Origin of the sequence: Halovivax gelatinilyticus (assembly GCF_024300625.1) — an archaeon.
In the GTDB taxonomy this organism is placed as follows: domain Archaea; phylum Halobacteriota; class Halobacteria; order Halobacteriales; family Natrialbaceae; genus Halovivax; species Halovivax gelatinilyticus.
In genome coordinates this window covers 2,096,946-2,116,636 of sequence record NZ_CP101322.1, presented here as the reverse complement: position 1 = coordinate 2,116,636, position 19,691 = coordinate 2,096,946, and the positions used below count along the sequence as shown (strand labels likewise).

At 65.2% G+C, this 19,691-nt stretch carries 22 protein-coding genes; 11 read left to right on the top strand and 11 right to left on the bottom strand.

Features of this window, described 5'->3' with window-relative positions; genetic code table 11:
• Window positions 1–9: 9 nt before the first annotated feature.
• Entirely contained in the window at window positions 10–249 is a 240-nt protein-coding gene (locus NKH31_RS09895) for a DUF7533 family protein (protein ID WP_254861630.1), read from the bottom strand.
• Window positions 250–390: 141 nt separating this feature from the next.
• On the opposite strand from NKH31_RS09895, the gene NKH31_RS09890 reads away from it, so the two are divergent.
• Window positions 391–987: a riboflavin synthase gene (locus NKH31_RS09890; protein ID WP_254861629.1), complete on the top strand. Its 597-nt coding sequence runs from the start codon at window positions 391–393 to the stop codon at window positions 985–987.
• A gap of 13 nt (window positions 988–1,000) precedes the next feature.
• Here NKH31_RS09890 and NKH31_RS09885 read toward each other — a convergent pair whose 3' ends face one another.
• Window positions 1,001–1,738 carry a DUF6517 family protein gene (locus NKH31_RS09885; protein WP_254861628.1) on the bottom strand — a complete coding sequence of 246 codons (738 nt, stop codon included), beginning with the start codon at window positions 1,736–1,738 and terminating at the stop codon, window positions 1,001–1,003.
• A gap of 191 nt (window positions 1,739–1,929) precedes the next feature.
• Between NKH31_RS09885 and NKH31_RS09880 the strand changes: the two genes are divergently transcribed.
• The 4 genes from NKH31_RS09880 to NKH31_RS09865 are packed head-to-tail and all read left to right on the top strand — an operon-like array spanning window position 1,930 to window position 5,883.
• The gene (locus NKH31_RS09880) at window positions 1,930–2,307 is read left to right on the top strand and encodes a DUF7532 family protein (protein WP_254861627.1); all 378 of its coding nucleotides are present in this window, start codon (window positions 1,930–1,932) and stop codon (window positions 2,305–2,307) included.
• Between the two features lie 2 nt (window positions 2,308–2,309).
• Window positions 2,310–3,782, top strand: a complete 1,473-nt coding sequence (locus tag NKH31_RS09875; protein WP_254861626.1) for a ribonuclease FAU-1 family protein — start codon at window positions 2,310–2,312, stop codon at window positions 3,780–3,782.
• A 47-nt stretch (window positions 3,783–3,829) separates the two neighbouring features.
• On the top strand, window positions 3,830–4,570 hold the full coding sequence (locus NKH31_RS09870; RefSeq protein ID WP_254861625.1) for an ABC transporter ATP-binding protein: 741 nt from the start codon (window positions 3,830–3,832) through the stop codon (window positions 4,568–4,570).
• Window positions 4,570–5,883 carry an ABC transporter permease gene (locus NKH31_RS09865; protein WP_254861624.1) on the top strand — a complete coding sequence of 438 codons (1,314 nt, stop codon included), beginning with the start codon at window positions 4,570–4,572 and terminating at the stop codon, window positions 5,881–5,883. The genes NKH31_RS09870 and NKH31_RS09865 overlap by 1 nt, the downstream gene beginning before the upstream one ends.
• Before the next feature lie 22 nt (window positions 5,884–5,905).
• On the opposite strand, the gene NKH31_RS09860 is transcribed toward NKH31_RS09865, so the two are convergent.
• The 4 genes from NKH31_RS09860 to NKH31_RS09845 form a co-directional block, all read right to left on the bottom strand.
• Window positions 5,906–6,559, bottom strand: coding sequence for an NUDIX hydrolase (locus NKH31_RS09860; protein ID WP_254861623.1), 654 nt, complete (start codon window positions 6,557–6,559; stop codon window positions 5,906–5,908).
• 141 nt (window positions 6,560–6,700) lie between these two features.
• On the bottom strand, window positions 6,701–7,135 hold the full coding sequence (locus NKH31_RS09855; protein WP_254861622.1) for a type II toxin-antitoxin system VapC family toxin: 435 nt from the start codon (window positions 7,133–7,135) through the stop codon (window positions 6,701–6,703).
• 1 nt (window position 7,136) lies between these two features.
• Window positions 7,137–7,382 carry an AbrB/MazE/SpoVT family DNA-binding domain-containing protein gene (locus tag NKH31_RS09850; RefSeq protein ID WP_254861621.1) on the bottom strand — a complete coding sequence of 82 codons (246 nt, stop codon included), beginning with the start codon at window positions 7,380–7,382 and terminating at the stop codon, window positions 7,137–7,139.
• 108 nt (window positions 7,383–7,490) lie between these two features.
• Window positions 7,491–8,546 carry an aldo/keto reductase gene (locus NKH31_RS09845; protein WP_254861620.1) on the bottom strand — a complete coding sequence of 352 codons (1,056 nt, stop codon included), beginning with the start codon at window positions 8,544–8,546 and terminating at the stop codon, window positions 7,491–7,493.
• A 192-nt stretch (window positions 8,547–8,738) separates the two neighbouring features.
• Between NKH31_RS09845 and NKH31_RS09840 the strand changes: the two genes are divergently transcribed.
• Window positions 8,739–9,647, top strand: coding sequence for an acyltransferase (locus NKH31_RS09840; RefSeq protein ID WP_254861619.1), 909 nt, complete (start codon window positions 8,739–8,741; stop codon window positions 9,645–9,647).
• A gap of 211 nt (window positions 9,648–9,858) precedes the next feature.
• The gene (locus NKH31_RS09835) at window positions 9,859–10,173 is read left to right on the top strand and encodes a DUF7577 domain-containing protein (RefSeq protein WP_254861618.1); all 315 of its coding nucleotides are present in this window, start codon (window positions 9,859–9,861) and stop codon (window positions 10,171–10,173) included.
• A gap of 54 nt (window positions 10,174–10,227) precedes the next feature.
• Here NKH31_RS09835 and NKH31_RS09830 read toward each other — a convergent pair whose 3' ends face one another.
• The 3 genes from NKH31_RS09830 to NKH31_RS09820 all read right to left on the bottom strand — a co-directional run bounded on the left by NKH31_RS09830 (window position 10,228) and on the right by NKH31_RS09820 (window position 12,539).
• Window positions 10,228–10,962 (bottom strand): hypothetical protein, encoded by a 735-nt coding sequence (locus tag NKH31_RS09830; RefSeq protein ID WP_254861617.1) that lies wholly within the window; start codon window positions 10,960–10,962, stop codon window positions 10,228–10,230.
• Between the two features lie 353 nt (window positions 10,963–11,315).
• Complete coding sequence (gene hisG / locus NKH31_RS09825; RefSeq protein ID WP_254861616.1) at window positions 11,316–12,170, bottom strand: ATP phosphoribosyltransferase; 855 nt, start codon at window positions 12,168–12,170, stop codon at window positions 11,316–11,318.
• 102 nt (window positions 12,171–12,272) lie between these two features.
• On the bottom strand, window positions 12,273–12,539 hold the full coding sequence (locus NKH31_RS09820) for a hypothetical protein (RefSeq protein ID WP_254861615.1): 267 nt from the start codon (window positions 12,537–12,539) through the stop codon (window positions 12,273–12,275).
• Between the two features lie 219 nt (window positions 12,540–12,758).
• Between NKH31_RS09820 and NKH31_RS09815 the strand changes: the two genes are divergently transcribed.
• From NKH31_RS09815 to NKH31_RS17820, 3 genes are all read left to right on the top strand, one after another.
• Window positions 12,759–15,422, top strand: coding sequence for a heavy metal translocating P-type ATPase (locus tag NKH31_RS09815; protein WP_254861614.1), 2,664 nt, complete (start codon window positions 12,759–12,761; stop codon window positions 15,420–15,422).
• A 64-nt stretch (window positions 15,423–15,486) separates the two neighbouring features.
• Window positions 15,487–15,765: a DUF433 domain-containing protein gene (locus NKH31_RS09810; protein ID WP_254861613.1), complete on the top strand. Its 279-nt coding sequence runs from the start codon at window positions 15,487–15,489 to the stop codon at window positions 15,763–15,765.
• Window positions 15,647–16,129: a DUF5615 family PIN-like protein gene (locus NKH31_RS17820; RefSeq protein ID WP_425492252.1), complete on the top strand. Its 483-nt coding sequence runs from the start codon at window positions 15,647–15,649 to the stop codon at window positions 16,127–16,129. Before NKH31_RS09810 ends, NKH31_RS17820 begins: the two co-directional genes overlap by 119 nt.
• A gap of 283 nt (window positions 16,130–16,412) precedes the next feature.
• Here NKH31_RS17820 and NKH31_RS09805 read toward each other — a convergent pair whose 3' ends face one another.
• Both NKH31_RS09805 and NKH31_RS09800 read right to left on the bottom strand, forming a co-directional pair.
• The gene (locus NKH31_RS09805; RefSeq protein ID WP_254861612.1) at window positions 16,413–16,643 is read right to left on the bottom strand and encodes a UPF0058 family protein; all 231 of its coding nucleotides are present in this window, start codon (window positions 16,641–16,643) and stop codon (window positions 16,413–16,415) included.
• A 267-nt stretch (window positions 16,644–16,910) separates the two neighbouring features.
• Window positions 16,911–17,183 carry a HalOD1 output domain-containing protein gene (locus NKH31_RS09800; RefSeq protein ID WP_254861611.1) on the bottom strand — a complete coding sequence of 91 codons (273 nt, stop codon included), beginning with the start codon at window positions 17,181–17,183 and terminating at the stop codon, window positions 16,911–16,913.
• Window positions 17,184–17,387: 204 nt separating this feature from the next.
• Here NKH31_RS09800 and NKH31_RS09795 point away from each other — a divergent pair, with 204 nt between their 5' ends.
• Window positions 17,388–19,658, top strand: coding sequence for a PAS domain-containing protein (locus NKH31_RS09795; protein WP_254861610.1), 2,271 nt, complete (start codon window positions 17,388–17,390; stop codon window positions 19,656–19,658).
• The last annotated feature ends 33 nt before the right edge of the window (window positions 19,659–19,691 follow it).

The following is a 19,691-nucleotide window of genomic DNA, read 5'->3' as shown; positions in this document are numbered from 1 at the left end:
CGGCGCGTCTCACTCAGCCTCGTCGTCCGGCGTGATCGCCTCTTCGGCGCGGCTCGCGAGCACGCCGGAGAGGCCGGTCGGAAGTGCGAGATACCGTCTGAGCGCGACGAGAGCGATCGCCACCGCGATCAGGCCCGCCCCGATCAGCGGTTCGCCCCGGACGAAGAGAAATTCGACTCCGGCGAGCGCCGCCGGGATCGCGAGGATGAGAATCCCCGCGAGCTTGATCGTCTCGACGATTCCTGCCATCGCGCTCCCTTCGACGTCCCGGAACTAAAACCGCCCGCTCTCGGTTCGATCGAGTCACCGTCGCTCGGACGCACCCACCTCGATTCTGATATACATATCGAATTCGGAACTATTTTCGACCCCCGGTGACGACGGGTTCGTATGTTCACCGGCATCGTCGAGGAGACGGGCGAGGTTACCGATCGAGAGTCGACGGCAGACGGGTTGCGCCTGCGAATCAGCGCGGACGAGGTGGTTAGCGACGTCAGCCACGGCGCGAGCATCAGCGTCAACGGCGTCTGTCTCACCGTCGAGCGCTACGAGATCGGGGAGTGGTTCGAGGTGTTTCTCGCGAGCGAGACCGTCGATCGAACCTACCTCGGCGAGGTCGGCGTCGGCGACGAGGTAAACGTCGAGCGGGCGATGGCGGCGAGCGGACGGTTCGACGGCCACGTCGTCCAGGGCCACGTCGACGCCGTCGCGACGGTTCGCGAGATCGAACCGGTCGGCGAAGACTGGTACTTCGAATTCGAGTTACCGGACGGCTACGACCGGTACGTCGTCGAGAAGGGGTCGATCACGCTCGACGGAATCAGCCTCACCGTCGCTGAACTCGACGGAACGCACGTCACGGTCGCCATCGTTCCGACCACCTACGAGCTGACGACGCTGTCCGGAAAGTCGCCGGGTGATCCCGTCCACCTCGAAGTCGACGTGCTGGCGAAGTACGTCGAGTCGATTCTCGAGACGGACGAATAGCGGGGTTTCCGAATCAGAGTCCCAATCCGAGGCCGCCGTCGTCATCGTCTCCGTCATCATCGCCATCGTCGCCTCCGCCGTCGCCATCGCCTCCCTCGCCAGCCACGTCGACGCCCGGATCGATCGAGGTGAGTAGCGTCTCGACGTTCCGTCGCTCCTCGCTCGCGAGCGCTTCCGGGTAGACACCGACGCCGACGACGAGGTCGTCGTCCGTCTCCACCGCCTCGGTGACGTGGAGGGTGACGTCGACCGACTGGCCGCCGGTGAATCTCGCGTCGGCGGTGAACGTCGACGCCGTGATCGCCTGGTCGAGAATCGAGAGTTCGTCGTCCTCGACGTGGCTGACGTCGCCGATGTCGTCGTAGTTGTCCGCGAGGAGTTCGACGAGTTCGCCCGTCTGCATGTCCTCGACGGGGTTCACCTGCTGGCCGATGACCGAGATCTGCGGCGTCGAGAGCACGGCGAAGACCGCCGCCCGCTCGTCGGTGAGAGGACCGACGGAGACGCTCTTTTCGTGTTCGACGACGTAGTTCGTCACCGAAACCGTCTCCGACCAGAGCTGGAGGTCGACGGACTCTTCCACGACGAGGTCGTCGATGCCTGTCTGCTGGTATCCGGTGTCGTTTCTCACCTCGGGTGACACCCCGACCGGGTTCGCCGTGTGTTCGTCGAGTCCGAGCAGTCCGATACACCCGGCGAGCCCGGCCAGCGAGGCCGCGCCGGCCGCGCCGAGATACGTTCGTCGATTCATCACCCTGATTGGTGTTCTCCAGAAATAAGTGCTTGTTGTCTCGAAATTCGAGATGATCGACCAGTAAGTTGAACGAACGTTCAGCAGGTCGGCGTGTGTACGGACGGTACCGGCTAGCGGTCCACCGACCTGTCGGCTTCGCCGAGCGCGCAGTCGGCAAGAACAAGTCCTTGCCGGCCGGTGGTCGAGGTATGCACTTCGATCAGCGAACGCAGGCGGCGCTTCGTTCGGTCGGGCTCGACCGCGACGACCTCCGGGCGGCCTCGGACGCCGTCGTCGAGGCCGTCACCGAGGACGCGTCGGCGCTCGAGTCGTTCTTCGAGGGGGCAGCGGCGGTCTACTCCGACCTCGATATGGCCCACTCGCGAGAGCCCTACCCCGAACACGCCGTTCGATCGCTCGACCTGACGACCCACGGCGCCGAGATGCGCGGCTGGCTCCGGTTCGATAGCTGGGGTTGTTACGTCTCTGACGGGCGAATCCTCGGCGAGTCGTACGTCGAACTCTCGCTCGGACCGCCGATTCACGACCGGGTCCGCTTTGCGCTCGATCGGGAGACGCTCCGGTAACGATGGGAGAGCGCGACACATCGCAGACGGGAGAGGATGAGACGACACGTCGCGTCCGGGTTCGAGGCATCTACGCGACCGCGCTTACGCAGCTGTTGACCGACGACGGACACGCGGTCGTCCAGGCGTCAGACCCGATCTGTCGACGATTCGACGCCGACTTCGAGGCGGCCCCGGCCGACGTGCGAATCGAAACGAGCAGGGACCGCCGGGGGATCGAGTGCTCGGGCGAGCCGGCCGCGGTCGAGTCGGTGGCCGAGACGCTCTCCGATCTCGCGATCGACGCCTTCCGCTGGCCGGCAACGTCCCGCGGGGCCGTCTTCGACGCCGTCGTCCGCGACGCCGACGGTGGCAGCGGCGCGGTCGTCGACCTCGGCGACGGCGAGCGGGGCTACCTGCCATACGACGCCGTCGACGGCTACGTCGACGCCGGCGACACCTATCGAGTGTGCGTGACCGAACCCGCGCCGCCGTGGGACGACGACCGCCCGCGCGTCGAGCCGGAGGTCGCAGTCGGCGGCGGGCTCTGTACGCTCACCCGCGGAGCGAGCGGCGTGACGGCGGCCACGTCAGGTGAACGCGGCTCCGAACTCGTCGGCCTGACCGACCTGCTCTCGGCCGAGGTCCCCGACGGCTGGGGCCTGCGCTGGGAGCGATCGGCCGCCGACGCCGACATCGAGGCGATGGGGCGGGCGCTGGAAGGGGCGATCGACCGGGCAACCGAGATCGACGCCGCCCTCGCCGAAGCGGAGGCGCCGGGCGACGAACCGGGGCGGGTGTACGCCCCGAATTCGACCGACTGGCACTGGTTCGGCCGCGAGTCGCGGATCTCCCTGGACGACGCCCGTCGTGCGGTCGAGACGACCATGGTCGGCCACCACCGGACGAAGGCGGCCGACCGGTCGGCCAGCGCGGCCGTCGACTTCGTCGAGGCGGTCTGTGGGAGCGAGGCTCGTGACCGACCCGGCGACGGCGACTTCCCGTTCGAGGCCGTGAGTCGCCAGTTCGGTCCCGTCGCAGGCGACCGGCTCACTCTCGGCCACGGCAAGCCCGACGGTCGATGCATCACCCTCGGCACCGGCGAGGTGACCGAGTGGGACCCCGACGGCTCCATCACGCTGGAGCGGACGATGAGCGCCGGCGGGCGCTACGACGGGCTCGACGTTCCGAAGGAGTCGGGCGACGTCGCCGTCACGAAGCTGCGCGAGGGGCGATGGTGGTACCCGACGACGTACAAGTCAGCCGACGACGACGTGAAGGGGACCTACGTCAACGTCTGCACGCCCGTCGAGCTCTTTCCGAAGACGGCTCGCTACGTCGACCTCTACGTGGACGTGGTCCGCTGGCCCGACGGCACGGTCACGGTCGTCGACGAAGACGAGTTGGCGGCGGCGGTCGACGACGGACTCGTGAGCGAGCCGTTGGCCGACAAAGCGCAGAACGTGGCGACGGCGGTCGAACGGGCGCTCCAGTAGGACGAGTGAAACGAATCTTTTTTCGCACACGGCGGTGTCCGACCGCCATGGCGACCGAGCCAGCCGTCACGCTCGAGGACGTGCGTCGAACCTACGAGCTGGCCGAGCCGGTCCACGCGTTAGACGGCGTTACGCTCGACATTCCGCGCGGCTCGTACACCGCGATCATGGGCCCGAGCGGCTCGGGAAAGTCGACGCTGATGAACCTCGTCGGCTGTCTCGACACGCCGACCGAGGGGCGGATCGTCGTCGACGGCGAGGACGTCTCTCACCTCTCGGATCGGGCGCGAACGACGCTTAGGGGAACGCAGGTCGGCTTCGTCTTCCAGACGTTCAACCTGATGCCGCGACTCACCGCTCTGGAGAACGTCGAACTCCCGCAGCTCTTCCAGGGGGTCGGGCGAAGCGACCGCAGGGACCGAGCGGCGGACCTCCTCGACCGGGTCGGACTCGGCGACCGGATGGACCACCAGCCGAGCGAGCTCTCCGGCGGCCAGCGCCAGCGCGTGGCGCTCGCGCGGGCGCTCGTCAACGATCCGGCGATCGTCCTCGCCGACGAGCCCTCGGGCAACCTGGACACCGAAACCGAAGCCGAGGTGCTCGACCTGTTCGACGAGTTCTCCGAGAGCGGCGCGACGATCGTCGTCGTCACCCACGAGCGCCACGTCGCCGAGCGAGCCGAGCGGATCGTCCACCTGCTCGACGGGAAGATCGAGCGGATCGAGGAACTCGACCCGAGCGGGCGGCGGGATGAACCCGGCGACGAGACGAACGCTGGTGAGCCCTGATGGAGCCGGTCGCGTTCGGTCGGATGGCCTGGCGGTCGATTCGTGGCCACCCGCTCCGCTCGGCGCTGACAGCGCTCGGCGTGATCATCGGCATCGCGGCCGTGATCGCGTTCGTCACCCTGGGGGCGAGCCTCCAGGCCGGAATCATCGGCGACATCAGTCCCGACGACCAGCGCAACGTCTACGGCTGGGCGGCCGATCCGGAGACGGAAGGCGGGCCGCTCGCCGGCGCCCAGCCCGTGTTCAGCGATCGGGACCTGGCCGAGGTGAGCGAACTCGACGGCGTCGACGCGGCCTACGGCTACGCACCGATCGCGACCCAGACGATCGACTTCGGGGACGAGCGGATCCCGCAGGGCGAGGCCCTCTTCGCCACGGGCCCGTCGTACGTCCGGGAGGGCGACCTCGCGGACGGCCGGCAGTTCGAACCGGGCGAGCGCGAGGCCGTCATCAACCCCGCGGTCGCCGGCGCGTTCGCCGACGACGTCGAACTCGGCGACGACCTGCAGATCACGCTCCAGGGCGGCGCGCAGACGACCGTCACCGTCGTCGGCATCACGGACACGTCGGAGGGGCTGAGCCCGTTCGAAGGCTTCGGTCCGTCGCCGCGGGTGTACGTCCCGACGGACCCCTACTACACCGAGGACGTCGGGGCCGCGATGGCCGGTTTCGGCGACGAGGGAAGCGACGAAACTGACGAGGGCGACGACGAAGCCGGAGAGTCGGCGGGCGGCACGCGCTACATCGCGATCGTCGTCGAGGCGCCGTCGGCGGACGACGAGGCCGTCGACCGGGCCCGGGACCGGGCGGTGACCTATCTGGAGAGCGACGCCTCCGACGCGAGCGAGTTACTCGAGGCGGGCGGGCTCGCCGTAACCCTACAGACGAGCACGGAGTTGCTCGCCCAACTCCAGGACGTACTCGATCTGCTGCAGAACTTCATCGTCGGCATCGCCGCCATCTCGCTGCTGGTCGGCTCGATCGGCATCGCGAACATCATGCTCGTCTCGGTCACCGAGCGAACCCGCGAGATCGGCATCATGAAAGCCGTCGGCGCGCAGAATCGCCACGTCCTCGGGCTCTTTCTCGCGGAGGCGATCGTCCTCGGGGTGATCGGCGCGATCCTCGGGACCGCCCTCGGGCTCGCGACGGGCTACCTCGGCGCCTGGTACATCGACCTCCCGCTGGTCTACCCCGTCGAGTACGTCGTCCTCGCCATCGTGGTCGGCATTCTGGTCGGCGTCATCTCGGGGCTGTATCCGGCCTGGAAAGCCGCTCGGACGGATCCGATCGACGCGCTTCGATACGAGTGAGTGGTTCGACCGATGACGGGCCTCACGTCGCCACGTCGTACGGACCACTCTCTCGACTCTCCCACCAGGGGTCGTCAACCTCGTACGCCGCCCACCACGAGCGGCCGCGGTACTGGCTCCACGGGCCGAGCCGTCGCGGCGGATCGACCAACCACGCCGCGCCGCGAAGTTCGCCCGGTTGAATCTCGAGCCGGCCGCGTTCGTACGTCGCGTCGAAGCAGACCCACAGCGTGTGCAGCCGAATCTCCCGGCCGTCGTCGGGTGCGTGACTCGCCCGGTAGGCGAGAAACGGGTCGGCGAGTCCGATCTCCAGGCCGACCTCCTCGCGAACCTCCCGGACGGCCGCTTCCTCGTACGTCTCGTCGTCTTCGCGGCCGCCACCGGGGATGGCCCACCGGTCCTCGCCGCCGCGGTGCTGGATGAGACAGACGGTCGGGTCGGTTTCGACGGCCTCCGGCGGCATCGACGGCGACAGCTCCGGCGCGTCGGCGGGGTCGCGGACGATCCAGGCGAAGCCGCCGCCCGTGTAGCCGTCGCGTACTTGGTCGTGCAGTCGGTCGAATCGATCCGTCGGGACGACTTCTTCACCCTCGATGACGGGGAATTCGCCATAGGTATCGCGAAGTCTGTCGAGGCGAGCGTCGACGTCGTCGCGGTTTTCGTGCGTGATGGTCACGGGTTTCGAAAACGAGTCAACAGGTCGACGTCAAGCATTCGATTCGTCGTCGGTGGACGTTCCGAGTCGACGCCTATCGGAGAGTGGTCCCGTCGTCAGTTCGCGCCGAGTACTGAAAAGACGGGACGGCGGTAAGATACATTACGTCGGATCGTACGGGTTGGTCGCCGCGTCCGGTCGAACACAGCCGTCGACACGATCGAAATCGTCGTCGAAGGCGTAGAGGTACGAAATGTCGTTCGTTCGCATGTACGCGACGATGCACGCGTCGACGAGCGAGAGCGGTTCGTGTCGTCTGAAGAGCGACTTCGCGGTTGCGAACGCGTCGGACGTGAGCGAAACGACGTGAAACCGGCTGTTTTCTTCGATCCGATCCAGAAAATCGACCGATTTTTCGTGACCGGCGTGGGTCGTGAGCCCGTTCAGCGTTTCTGCGAGGACGAAATCCAGCACGACGGCTTCCGGCAGGTCTCCGCCGTCGAACCCCCGGAGAAGTGAGAGTGCACCAGCGTGATTGGCGTCTCGCCGATACGCCGCCGCAAAGAGGACGGACGTGTCTACAACGGCTCGAGCCACCTCAATCGAGTCCCCACGAATCGTGCTCGTCCGTCACGTCAGTTTCGGCGTCACCCGTGTAGCCATCGAAATCGGTGAACGTCCCGGTCCGCAATTGGACGACCTCGACCCGTATCGTCCCCGAGTCTTCGATCTCCCACCGCAACTGGTCACCGTCGTCGATATCCAGTTCGCGTCGGATGCGGGCCGGTATATTCGCCTGGTTTCCGGACACTCGGCTCTCAGCGTCCACGCGATCTGTGCTCATACGTGAACGTGGTCTCGTACACACATACGTAGTGTGGTGGCACACTAGGTTGTTATCACAGGCAAGTTATCGGTAAAATGCGCGCTCGAAGAACGGGCTGGAGAACGCTCAGTCCGCCGCGAGCTTGTCCAGTCCGGCGTCCGCGATGTCCTGGCCCTCGACCGACGACCGCAGGCTGTCCATGCCGTCGTCGCGGTCAATGCCGAAGTCGTCTTCGTACAGCTCGGCGACGCGGGCGCGCTCGTCGTCGGATAGCGACGGGACGTCGCTCGCGCCGGCCCACTCGTCGACGTCGGCTTTCGTTCGGAACGTCGGCGTGACCGAGGCGACGGCGTCGTGACTGAGCAGCCAGGCGATCGAGGCCTGGGCCATCGACCGTTCGCCGTCTCGTTCGAGAAAGCGCAGCGCGTCGAGTTTCTCCCAGCCCGTCTCGTACCACGCGTCGGGACGGAAGCCGCGGTGGTCGCCCGCTTCGAGCTCCGTCTCGGGGGTGACCTGCTCGTTCAAGATACCCGAGGAGTGGGGAACGCGGGGGATCAGACTCGTCTGCGAACCGGTTCGCTCGATCGTCTCGAGGAAGTGGGTGCCGACTTCCTGTTCTAAGACGTTCCAGACCAGCTGGACGGAGTCGAACTCGTTTTCGATCGCGAAGTCGCCCTCTGCGAGCCAGCCGATCGACGGACCGAGCGCGAGCCCGCGCGCGCGGATCAGCCCCTCCTCTTCGAGTTCGTCGAGCAGTTCGAGGACGTCGTCGGTGAGTTCGTCGACGTTCGCGTTGTGCAGCTGGAGGACGTCGATCGAGTCGACGCCGAGCCGTTCGAGGCTCTTTTCGAAGGCGTCGCGCAGGTACTCGGGGTCCATCTCCTTCGGGAGTTCGCCGTGTCCCGCCTGCGGGTTGTTGTAGAAGTCGTAGCCGATCTTCGTCGCGATGGTGACGTCGTCGCGTCGGTCCGCGAGGACTCGCGAGAGCAGTTCCTCGCTGCGGCCGTGACCGTAGACGTCGCCCGTGTCGATGTACGTGACGCCCCGGTCGATCGCGTACTCGACCATCTCGATCGCGTCTTCCTCGGAGCGGTCGCCCCACCAGTCGGTGCCGACGGTCCAGGCGCCGAAGCCGACCTCACTGACGTCGACCCCGGAGTCGCCAAGTTCGCGATAGTGCATGTACTTCGCTTCGTAGCGAGACACCGTAAGGCGTGCGGATTCGGTCGGTGTACCGCCATCACACCCCGTCGATAACCAGCGGAGGCCGGTGACGAACGAGAACACGGTCGTATATCGGCGCTCGTGTGTGCGTCTCGCACGGCCATCTTCCGTAACCGAACTCCTAATTTACCCGAACGACAATAGGCCGGTATGACCAAGCGGCACGTCTCGCTCCCGTCTGCAGCCGAGGCGGCGATGGACGACTTCATCGCCGAGGTCGACGACCGACTCGCGAGCGACGAAGAGACCTGTTCGGTCGTCGAAGACGTGCTCATCGACCTCACGGGCGACCGAGAGGCCTACGATCGGTGGCAGGCAGGCGAGCCCGTCTCGGCCGCCGAACGGGTCCGGTTACAGAGTTACGACCCCTGTAACACGACCCTGGAGAGCGAGTACTACGCCGAAAAGGACGAAGAGGCGTTCCGGCGATCGAAACACCTCCAGTGGCTCTGGCGCCAGTTCGACAGCCTCCCGATCGCCGACAACGTGGCGTTCGCGCTCCGCTTTCGCCAGATGCTCGCCGAACACCTCTTCGATGAGTGTGGCGACGACTGTCGCTTTTTCAAGGGGATCAGTTTCACCTACGGCCACAACATTCGTGTGGGGGACAACACCGTCATCCACGACGACGTCCACTTAGACGACCGCGGCACGCTCACGATCGGAAGCCGGGCGTCGATCTCCGACGGCGTTCACCTCTACAGCCACGACCACGACGTCGTCGACCAGACCGTGGTCAGAAACTACCACACCATCATCGAAGACGACGCCCGCGTCACGTACGACGCGATGGTCAGAGCCGGCTGCACGGTCGGCGAGAACGCCATCGTCGGCGCGCGGTCGGTCGTCCAGGGGGACGTTCCCGCCCACCACATCGCCGTCGGCACGCCCGCAGAGAGCGTCAAGATCAAACCCGGCTGGGAGGACGTCGCCGAACCGCTCGAGGCCGGCGGCGAGAACCGCCAGGAGGCGCGCCGAATCGAGTACGATCTGCCCGACGACATCGACGCGTTCGACGAGTTCCAGCGCGAGCGCTCGCCGCCGACGGACCGCCGCTAACGAACCCCGCGGCACGGAATCGGCCGACGCGGGTCGCGGACACGTACGACGATTTCGGGTGCGTGAGACGAAGGGCGTGGGTGAGACGAATCCGTCCGGCCCGATCCGACGCAACCGGCGTGGCCGAATTCGGGCGTAATGAGGGCTTACACGGCCACACCCGGCAACGACGCGCCGAATACCCAAGTAGGATGAGAGACCATGGCACGGTATGGAGCTCTGGGGCTGGCTCATCGCGTACGTCCTGCTGTTTGCCCTCCTGCACCTGGCGCTCTATTACTACTACGCTCGTCGCGACGGCGACGACCGGCCCGCCCCCCAGTCGCTGACCGAGAGTCCCGTCTCGAACGTCCGCTACGGGGCACCCATCGACCGGACGCACGGAAGCGTCGAGAGCGACTTCGATCACACCGAGTACGAGTTCGAAATCGACGGCGAGATCGTCGAGTGTGCGCGCTGTGGCGCACCCAACGAGTCGGACGCGACGTTCACCTACTGCTGGAACTGCGTCTCGACGCTCGGGTAGCGGCGGCTCGTCGGTGAGATTGTCCCCGCCGTGAACTGACCGGTCGGCGTGCAATTACGGCTCTGTGAGCGCCGCCGCGATCGGTTCGAGGTGGTCGACGCCGACGACGGCGACGACGGAGCCCTCCTCCCGGAGCGATCGGAGTCGATCGATCATACACGCCTCGCGGGTCTCGTCACGGTAGCGCTTCGACTCGCCGGCGGTCGACTGCAAGAGCGCCCTGACACCGGCGACGTGGTTTCGCTCGTGTTCGGCCTGCCGGGCGGGCGAGTCGTCGTGTGAACACTCGTACTCGATCGCGTCGTCACGCGTGACCGAGAACGTCGTCACGTTCGTCATCGTCGCCGCGAGCCGGCAAGTGAGTGCGGTTCGGGTCGCCCCGCCGAAGCTCGCGAGGACGCGGCGAGCCGTCGACGGACGGACCCGGTCCGTGACGAGCCGGGTGACGAGTCGCCGGAAGAACGACCAGCTCGGCGCGTCGATGCCGGTGACGGGCGCACTCGCGGCCGCGATGGCCGCGCTCATTTCGCCGCCGACGGGCGGGCGGTTCTCGCCGGTCGCGCGGGAGGCGTACGCCTTGTAGAGCGGGATTGCCGCCGAAGGGAGTTCGAGCGCGAGGTGGTCCGGTTCGACCGATTCCAGGACGGTCTCGACGCGTCCGACGCTCGCCGGGTGATCGTGGACCACGCCGAGGACGAGCACGTCGTGATCGCCCGAACAGTGACGATAGAACGGGCCGGAGACGCGGGGATCGTCGAACGACTCGGGACTGGAGGGCAGTTCGTCCATGCAGCTATGCGGTAATACGGTACTACCGGCATAACCCTTGCGTTACGATAACGTACAGCATCATCTGACTATCTCCAGGAACGGACCGTCCGACTCAACGGAGCGTTTCTCGCGAACGAATCGGACGTCGAGCCATGGGAGAGAGTGTGTCACACGGTTCGGCGGACCCACCGATTCGGCTCGATTCGACCGGCAGGTGACTCGCACATCCCGTTGAACCAGCAAGTAGTACGCGATTACCCCGGCCGTCGTTCGATCACTGATCTGACGGCGATCCACTCGATCAGCCAAACGATCGCCGGTCTGACGGCGACTTACTCGATCGGCCGAACGGTCGCCGGCCCGATGTCGACCTACTCGATCAGTCGCTCGATCTCCGTGACGAGGATGTCGCTCGCGCCCGCGGCTTTGACCTCGGTGATCGTCTCGAAGACGTCGCGCTCGTCGACGACGGCGTGGACGGCGACTTTGTCGCCCCCGTTGGCGACGTCCATGATCGTCGGCCCCCCGAGTCCGGGGATCACGTCGCGGACCGCTTCGAGGCGGTCTTCGGGCACGTTCATCATCAGGTAGCGCTTACCGTCTGCGGCCAGCACCGACGAGAGGGCGGTCCGTAGCTCGCCCACCTTCGGTTCGTCGACGACGTCCTCGCGGGCGAACAGCCGCACCGAACTCGAAAGGACCTCCTCGATGATCGCGAGGTTGTTCACTCGCAGCGTCGTCCCCGTGCTCGTGATGTCGACGATGGCGTCGGCCATCTCGACGTGCGGGGTGAGTTCGGTCGCCCCGGACACCTCGACGACGTCAGGGGAGACGTCGGTGTCGGCGAAGAACTCGCGGGTGATCCGGGGAAACTCCGTCGCGACGGTCCGACCGGCCAGGTCGGAGACCGCCTCGATCTCGCCCTCGCGCGGGGCGGCGAGCACGAGTCGACACCGACCGAATCCGAGGTCTAGCAGCTCCGAGATGACCTCGGCCTGTCCCGACTCGCGAACCTGATCGAGACCGGTGATACCCATGTCGGCGGCACCGTCGGCGATGTACTCGGGGATGTCCGCCGCCCGGGCGAACAGAACCGTCACCTCGGGGTCGACCGTCTCGGCGTAGAGTTTACGGTCGGCGCCGTTTTCCAGATGCAGGCCAGCCCGCTCTAAGAGGTCGATCGTCGGCTGGTGCAGGCGGCCCTTGTTGGGAACGGCGATTCGCATCGTACGGTCGTTTGGGCGGAGAAAGGAATTGTCTTTCCATCTCGACGGTGCGTGAGACGGGTTACCGCACCCCGCGTGAGAACCTACGACGTCCGCCGCAGTTCACAGTTGCAGTACGATCTCGTAGAGTAACAGCAGGATCCAGAGGCTCACGAAGAAGAGGACGACGAGCAATACCGGGTGATACTCCGTCACGATCGGATCTTCCTCGTAGCGGGCGAGTCCGACGAGCGCGGTGAGCCCGAGGACGATTCCGCCGATCAGCTGGAGGTCGAAGACGATCGCGTAGTCGGCTGCGACGACCGCTTCGATCACGAGCAAGAGGCTGACGACCAGAATCAACGCGGAAAAGAGCTTCGACGGGTGCATGGTCGCTACACGGGACGGCCGGTACGTGAAATTTTCCACTTGTCCGTCCGACGTTCGCGAACCCGGAGAAGCGGCGCTCCATCACGGCGGATCGATGGGACCGAGTGCCACGTATCCAGGCCGATTCCTATAGGAGTTAATAATCGAAAGTTGGTCCATCACGCTGCTTAATATTCGAATCCAGAACTCGCTTCAATGTGTAGCACGTACAGTTAGACGATGACAACGGTACGGACCCACCTCGAGATCACCGGTATGTCGTGTTCGACGTGTACCGGGACCGTCGAGGACGCCCTTTCGGAGCTTGATGGGGTGTCCGAGGCCAGTGCGAACTACGCGACGGACGAGGGAACCGTCGCGTACGACGACGAGGTGACCTCACTCGCAGCTATCTACGAGACGATCGACTCGGCTGGATACGAGGCGGCCGCGGAGACGCTCGCGATCACCGTCATGGGCATGTCGTGTTCGACGTGCTCCGGGACGGTCACCGAGGCCGTCGAAGCGCTTCCGGGCGTCATCGAGGCCGACGTCAACTTCGCGTCGGACGAAGCGCGAATTCGGTACAACCCGGTCGACGCCTCGCCGGGCGAAATCGTCGCGGCGATCGAGCGATCGGGCTACGAACCAGTCCGCGACGACGAGGGCGACGAGAGTCAGACGAGCGAGCGCGAACGCGCCGTCGAACGCGAACTGACCCGCCAGCGCCGGCTGGTGATCGGTGGCGGCCTGCTGACGCTGCCGTTCTTGCCGATGATGATCGACATGTTGTTCGGCTTCTTCGGCGTCCCGTCACCGATCCCGATGGCGATCGCCATGCCGCCGGGTTGGCTCGAGTTCACCCTCGCGACGATTCTGATGGCGACGCTCGGAAAGGAGTTCATCGTCGGCGCGTGGCGAGCGTTCAGCCACAACCGCCGAGCGAACATGGACACGCTGGTCGCGGTCGGCACCTCGGCCGGCTACGTCTACAGTACGGCCGTCTGGTCCGGCGGACTGCCGGGAGAGGGGCTCTACTTCGAGGCCGTCGCGTTCATCCTGTGGTTCATCACGCTGGGTAACTGGCTCGAAGTGCGCTCGAAGGCGCGAGCGGGCAACGCGCTACGCGAACTCCTCCAGATGGAAGCCGAGGAGGCGACGCTCGTCGACTGGAACGGCGAGTCCGAAGCGGGCGACGAACGCGAGGTCGCCGTCGAGGAGATCGAAGTCGGCGACGTCTTGAAGGTCCGCCCGGGCGAGAAGATCCCGACCGACGGAGAAGTCGTCGGCGGCCAGAGCGCGGTCGACGAGTCGATGCTCACCGGCGAGTCGGTCCCCGTCGAGAAAGGCGAGGGCGACGAGGTCGTCGGCGCGACGATCAACGAAAACGGCGTCCTCTACGTCGAGGCGACGAAGGTCGGCCGCGAGACGGCGATCCAGCAGATCGTCGAGCGCGTCAAGGAAGCCCAGTCGCGCCAGCCCGAAATCCAGCGGCTGGTCGACCGGGTCAGCGCCTACTTCGTCCCCGCGGTGATCGTCAACGCGATTTTCTGGGCGGCGATCTGGTTCGCCTTCCCCGGTACGCTCGAATCGATCGTCGGCGCGCTCCCGCACTGGGGCATGGTCGGCGGCGGGCCGAGCGAGGTGACGACGCTCGAGTTCTCCGTCGTCGTCCTCGCGTCGGCGCTGTTGATCGCCTGTCCCTGCGCGCTCGGGCTGGCGACACCCGCGGCGACGATGGTCGGTTCGACGCTCTCTGCGACCAACGGCGTCCTCTTCAAGGGCGGCGACGTCCTGGAGCAGGTCCGGGGCATCGACACCATCGTCTTCGACAAGACGGGAACGCTGACCCACGGCGAGATGGTCCTCACCGATGTCGAGCTGATCGGCGAGGACGTCGCGACCGACGGCGGCGACGCGGTAGACACCGACGGTGCGGTCGACGCCAACGGCCCCGCCACCGACGGTGGCGTGCTGGCCGAACGCGAGGAGTCCGCCGAGTCGTTCGTCCTCGGTGCGGCCGCCACGGCCGAGTCGGGCTCCGAACACCCGATCGCGTCGGCGATCGTCGAGGGGGCCGAAGAACGCGGCGTCGAGCTCGGAGAGGTTCGCGAGTTCGAGAACGTGCCCGGTCACGGCATCGTCGCCGAGACCGACCGCGGCCGGGTCGTCATCGGCCGACGAAAGCTGCTCTCCGACGAGGGAATCGATCCCGAGCCGGCCGAAGCCCCGCTCGCAACGCTCGAACGCGAGGGCAAGACGGCCATCCCGGTCGCCGTCGACGGCGAACTGCGCGGCGTGCTCGCGGTGGCCGACGAGGTTCGCCGGAGCGCTCGCGAAACCGTCGCCGCCCTGCACGAGCGCGGTACCGAGGTCGTGATGCTCACCGGCGACAACGAGCGAACGGCGCGAGCCGTCGCCGAGCAGGTCGGTATCGACCCGGACAACGTTCGCGCCGAGGTTCTGCCCGACGACAAGGCCGACCACGTCGAAGATCTCCAGTCGGACGGTGCGCGCGTGATGATGGTCGGCGACGGCGTCAACGACGCGCCGGCGCTGACCGCGGCGCAGGTCGGCGTCGCCATCGGCTCCGGCACCGACGTCGCCATCGAGAGCGCCGACGTCACGCTGATGCGCGACGACCCCGCGGACGTCCTGAAGGCCGTTCGCGTCTCCGAGGCGACGATCTCGAAGGTCCGTCAGAACCTCTTCTGGGCGTTCGCGTACAACACGACGCTGATCCCGATCGCCTCGCTCGGCCTGCTCAACCCCGCGCTGGCCGGCCTGGCGATGGCCACTTCGAGCGTGAGCGTCATGACCAACAGCCTGATCTTCGCTCGCTACGACCCGCACGAGGACTACACGCTCGCCGTGTTGAAGCCGCTCGCCTGGCTTCGCGGGTAAGCGACGACGCCATTTTCTCGGGATCGACCGGTATTTTATACGGGATGACGGCCAATACCGGCGTATGGCAACGATCGTTCGGACCGACGACGTCCTTGGAGGCGACCCCCGGTTGGAGGGAACGCGCATCGGCGTCTATCACGTATACGATCTCGTCGTCCCCGGTGGATCGACCCCCGAAGAGGCGGCAGACCAACTCGATATCGATCTCGGCCAGGTCTACGGTGCGCTGTCGTACTACTACGAGAACTCGGACGAGATGGCAGAAGTGCGGGCGCGCCACCGCGACCTCGAAGACGAGTTGCGCTCGAAGAGCACGCAACCGCCGTCGACGGCCAGGTGAGTGCGGTGTCCGTCCCGCTGTTGCTCGACGAACACGTCCCCCGGATTTCGAACACACGCTGGCGTCGAACGGCTATTCGACCGTCCGGGCGGACGAACAGTTCGGCGAAGCCACCGACGACCGTCGCCTCCTCGAGTGGTGTGGAGAGAACGGCTTCGTCCTCTGTACGAACGACCGGGATTTCACAACGCGTTCGACCGAGATCGATCACGCCGGCGTTCTCATCTACACCGATCAGGTGTGGATCCGTTCGAAACCAAGTGAGGGCGTAGACGTCGTCAATCTGATCGTCACGGAATGTGACCGCGAGCATCTTCGAGGGCAGGTCCTGTGGATTGACTCCTGGCGGGACGCCATCGTTTGACGTTCTATCACTTGATAGGGTCGCCATCTTCGTGGACAACGCACACAGAGGAGACCCAGGCGACCGTTCGCTCGATTGCTCACACCGACGGGAACAGTAACAACGATCGTCACGACCAACAGCCTGATCTTCGCCCGGTACGACCCACACGAGGACTACCAAATCGCCGTCTTGAAGCCGCTCGCGTGGCTCCGCGGGTGAACGACGACGCGGTCGGTGGCGACTCTCGGCTACGGGAGACGCAGTGTCGTCACTACCGCCGATTCGGTTCGTGTTCCAGCCACTAGGTCGCGGGTTCGGCGACCGCAGGCGGGTGGATGGTGCTGACAATCCCCGTCAGTAGTAGTTGCACGCTCGTTTTGTGCGCCTCTTTCTTGTGGTGGACGGCCGTCGGCGTGACGCCGTGGGCCTCGTACTCGGCGTACGCCGCCGAGGGTACGGGTTCGCGCTCGGCGATGTCACGTCGGAGCGCAGCAATCAGCATGTGCAGGTGGACGAGTTCTTGCTTGCGCATCAGTCGGACACCCCCGGTTCGGTCGACCCGGGCGATCTATCGTCGACGAGCCCGGTCAGTGTGCCGTCGTCGCGAGCCCGGATCCGCTCGGTCCCGTGGGTGGCCCGTAGGCGGTCGCCATCAGGGACGAACCCACCGCTCGCGTCCGGCGAACGCGACGGAGCGGTCACGAGCGTCGGAGCGGGACGGACGAACGGCTGCGGAGTGGCGAAACGGCGGGGCGATTCAGGTGTCTGACGTATCATCGATCTAGATTCGAAGCGGTGGCTACGGACGGCACCTGACGGTGACGTGATCGGTAGATTTGACGAGCAGGACGTCGATCCCGTCGTAGTCGAACTGGATCGTCACATCGTCGGACGTGCGCAGTATCCGGTCGAGTGCGGACGGATCCACGTAGGTGGCCAGCGGTGGGAGGTTCAGGGGGTCGGTGTCGAGGGAATCGGCGACCGTTTCGACCGTCGCCATCGATGGCGAACGATTTTCGACGTGAAACCGCCTGGGGGTCCACGAGCCGTCGTCCGATGGAGGCTCGAACATACACGAAAGGATAGATGTTTTCGATGGTAAACCCCTAGTCTGACTCGTCAGATGTGAGCGTCGATAGGAGCGTGACAGAGGCTCCCATATTTCCGCTTCCGAAGAGAATATACGGGAGAGGTCGTGTTCGATTTTCACAATTTTCCCCAAATAATCAAGTACTATTACAAGGAACACACTCGAACCGGTCTAATTGACCCCCTAATGAGCGATCAGACGCGTGATGGCTTCTTCGCCATCAGTGACAACTGGCGATACACGTACGTCAGCGACCACGGTGCCAGGTTGGCCGAGGATCAGCGTGACGCCCTGCTAGGTGAACGCGTCTGGGAGACGTTTCCCGAACTCGCGGGCACGGAGTTCGAGAGCGCGTTACGGACGGCGATGGAAACGCGCGAATCGCGAGAGGTCGAAGCGTACTATCACCCCCACGATGCACGATATCGGCTGCGGGCGTATCCGACGGAAAACGGCCTATCGGTGTATTTTCGCGACGTGACGGACCTCGAGGAGCGAACCGAGCAGTTCGAAGCCATTTTCAATAACACCCATACGTTCGTCGGACTGCTGGAGCGGGACGGAACGCTGCGCAAGGCGAACGAGACGGCACTCGAATTCGGCGGGCTCGATCACGACGACGTCGTCGGGAAACCGGTCTGGGAAACGTACTGGTTTCAGTCGAATCAACGGACGCGCGAGACCGCGCGAACCGGCGTCGAAACCGCTCGTAGCGGGGAGATGTTCACGGACGTGATTCGCGTGCAAGGCAGCGACCGAGAGGCCGTGATCGACTTTTCGATTCGGCCGATTACGAGCGAGGACGGCCGCGTCACGCATCTGATCCCCGAGGGGCGCGACATCACCAGACGCCAGGAGCTGACCGAGAAACTTCGCCAGGAGCGAGAGTTTATCGACAAAGCGCTCGACACGCTCGACGACATATTTTACGTCCTCACGACGGAGGGGACGTTTCGCCGATGGAACAGTAAGCTCGGCGAGGTGACCGGATACACCGACGATGAGATCACCGAAATGCGGGCGACGGAGTTCTTCGCCGGACCGGATACGGACGCTATTGCAGCGGCCATAGAAGAAACGTTCACCAGTGGGACGGCCGTCGTCGAGGCCGAACTACAGACGAAGTGTGGGAACCTAATCCCGTACGAATTCACCGGCGCCCGGTTGACCGATACGAACGATGAACTCGTGGGACTGGTCGGCGTCGGTCGAGACGTGAGCGCGAAGCAGTCTCGAGAACGAGAATTACGACGCAAGCGCAAACAGCTAGAAGCACTGAATCAGCTCAATACCGTCGTCATCGACATCACGGACGCGGTGATCGAACAATCGACCCGCGAAGAGATAGAGCGGGTAACCTGCGAGAAGCTTACCGACCCCGACGCGTACGCGAGCGCCTGGATCGCCGAGATAGACCAGACGACCGGGGACGTGACGTGCCGTGTCGGACGAACCCGGACCAGCGCCGACGAGGCCTCACCACTCGTCGAGCTCCCACAGCCACCCGAGGAACGTTCGGTGAGAACGACCTTCCAGTCGGGTACGGTCGTGACCAAAAACGGTGAACCGACCGATTCGAACGCCGTTCCGTGGCACGCGACGGTGACAGACCGCACGTCCCGGTCGTTCATCGCCGCGCCCATCGTCCACGAGGGGACGCAATTCGGCGTCCTCGGGCTCCACGCAGCACACGCGAACGCCTTCGGCGAGCGCGAAACCGAGAGCATCCGCGAACTGGGCGAAATCATCGGGTACGTCTGCTACGCCCTGAGACGAAAGGAAGCCCTGGGTTCGGCGCTCGAATTGACGTTCAAAACGGATCGACTGGCGACACTGTTTCCGTCGGACGAACACGCGCGTGTCGATCTCTCGCTCGAGGCGGTCGTTCCGCTCGACGGCAACGACGAGATTTTTATCGAATACTGGGAGATAAACGAGGCCTATGCGAAGACGTTTCGCACCACCGTCGACGCGCACGACCCGAAGTTGGCCATCCGCCTCCAGGGAGTGTTCGATGGATACGCGCGCTTCGAAATCGCCGCCGGCGAGAATTCGATGAGCAGTGCCGTCGCCGGAGAGGGTGGGCGGTTACAATCGGCATCACTCCGTGACGATTCGATTCACATCGTGGGGGAGTTTCCCGAATCGGTCGACCCCGACGCGATAGCGAGCGGCCTTCGCGAGACCTTCCCGGACATCGAACTCGTCTCTCAGAAGCGAATCTTGACCCCGACGTATCTCAGGCGGATGGTCGAAGAGAGCCTCACGGACCGCCAGCGGACCGTCCTACAGATGGCGTATTTCGGCGACTACTTCGCACACCCGCGAGTGAATACGGGCGAAGAGCTGGCAGACAACCTGGGAATCACGAAACAAACGTTTCACCACCACTTGCGAAAGGCCGAATCGGCGGTCTTCGAAACTCTGTTCGAAGATCCGAACGATCCGCTCATCTGAATCGGTGCACCGGCACCGGGGCCGCAACCGGAA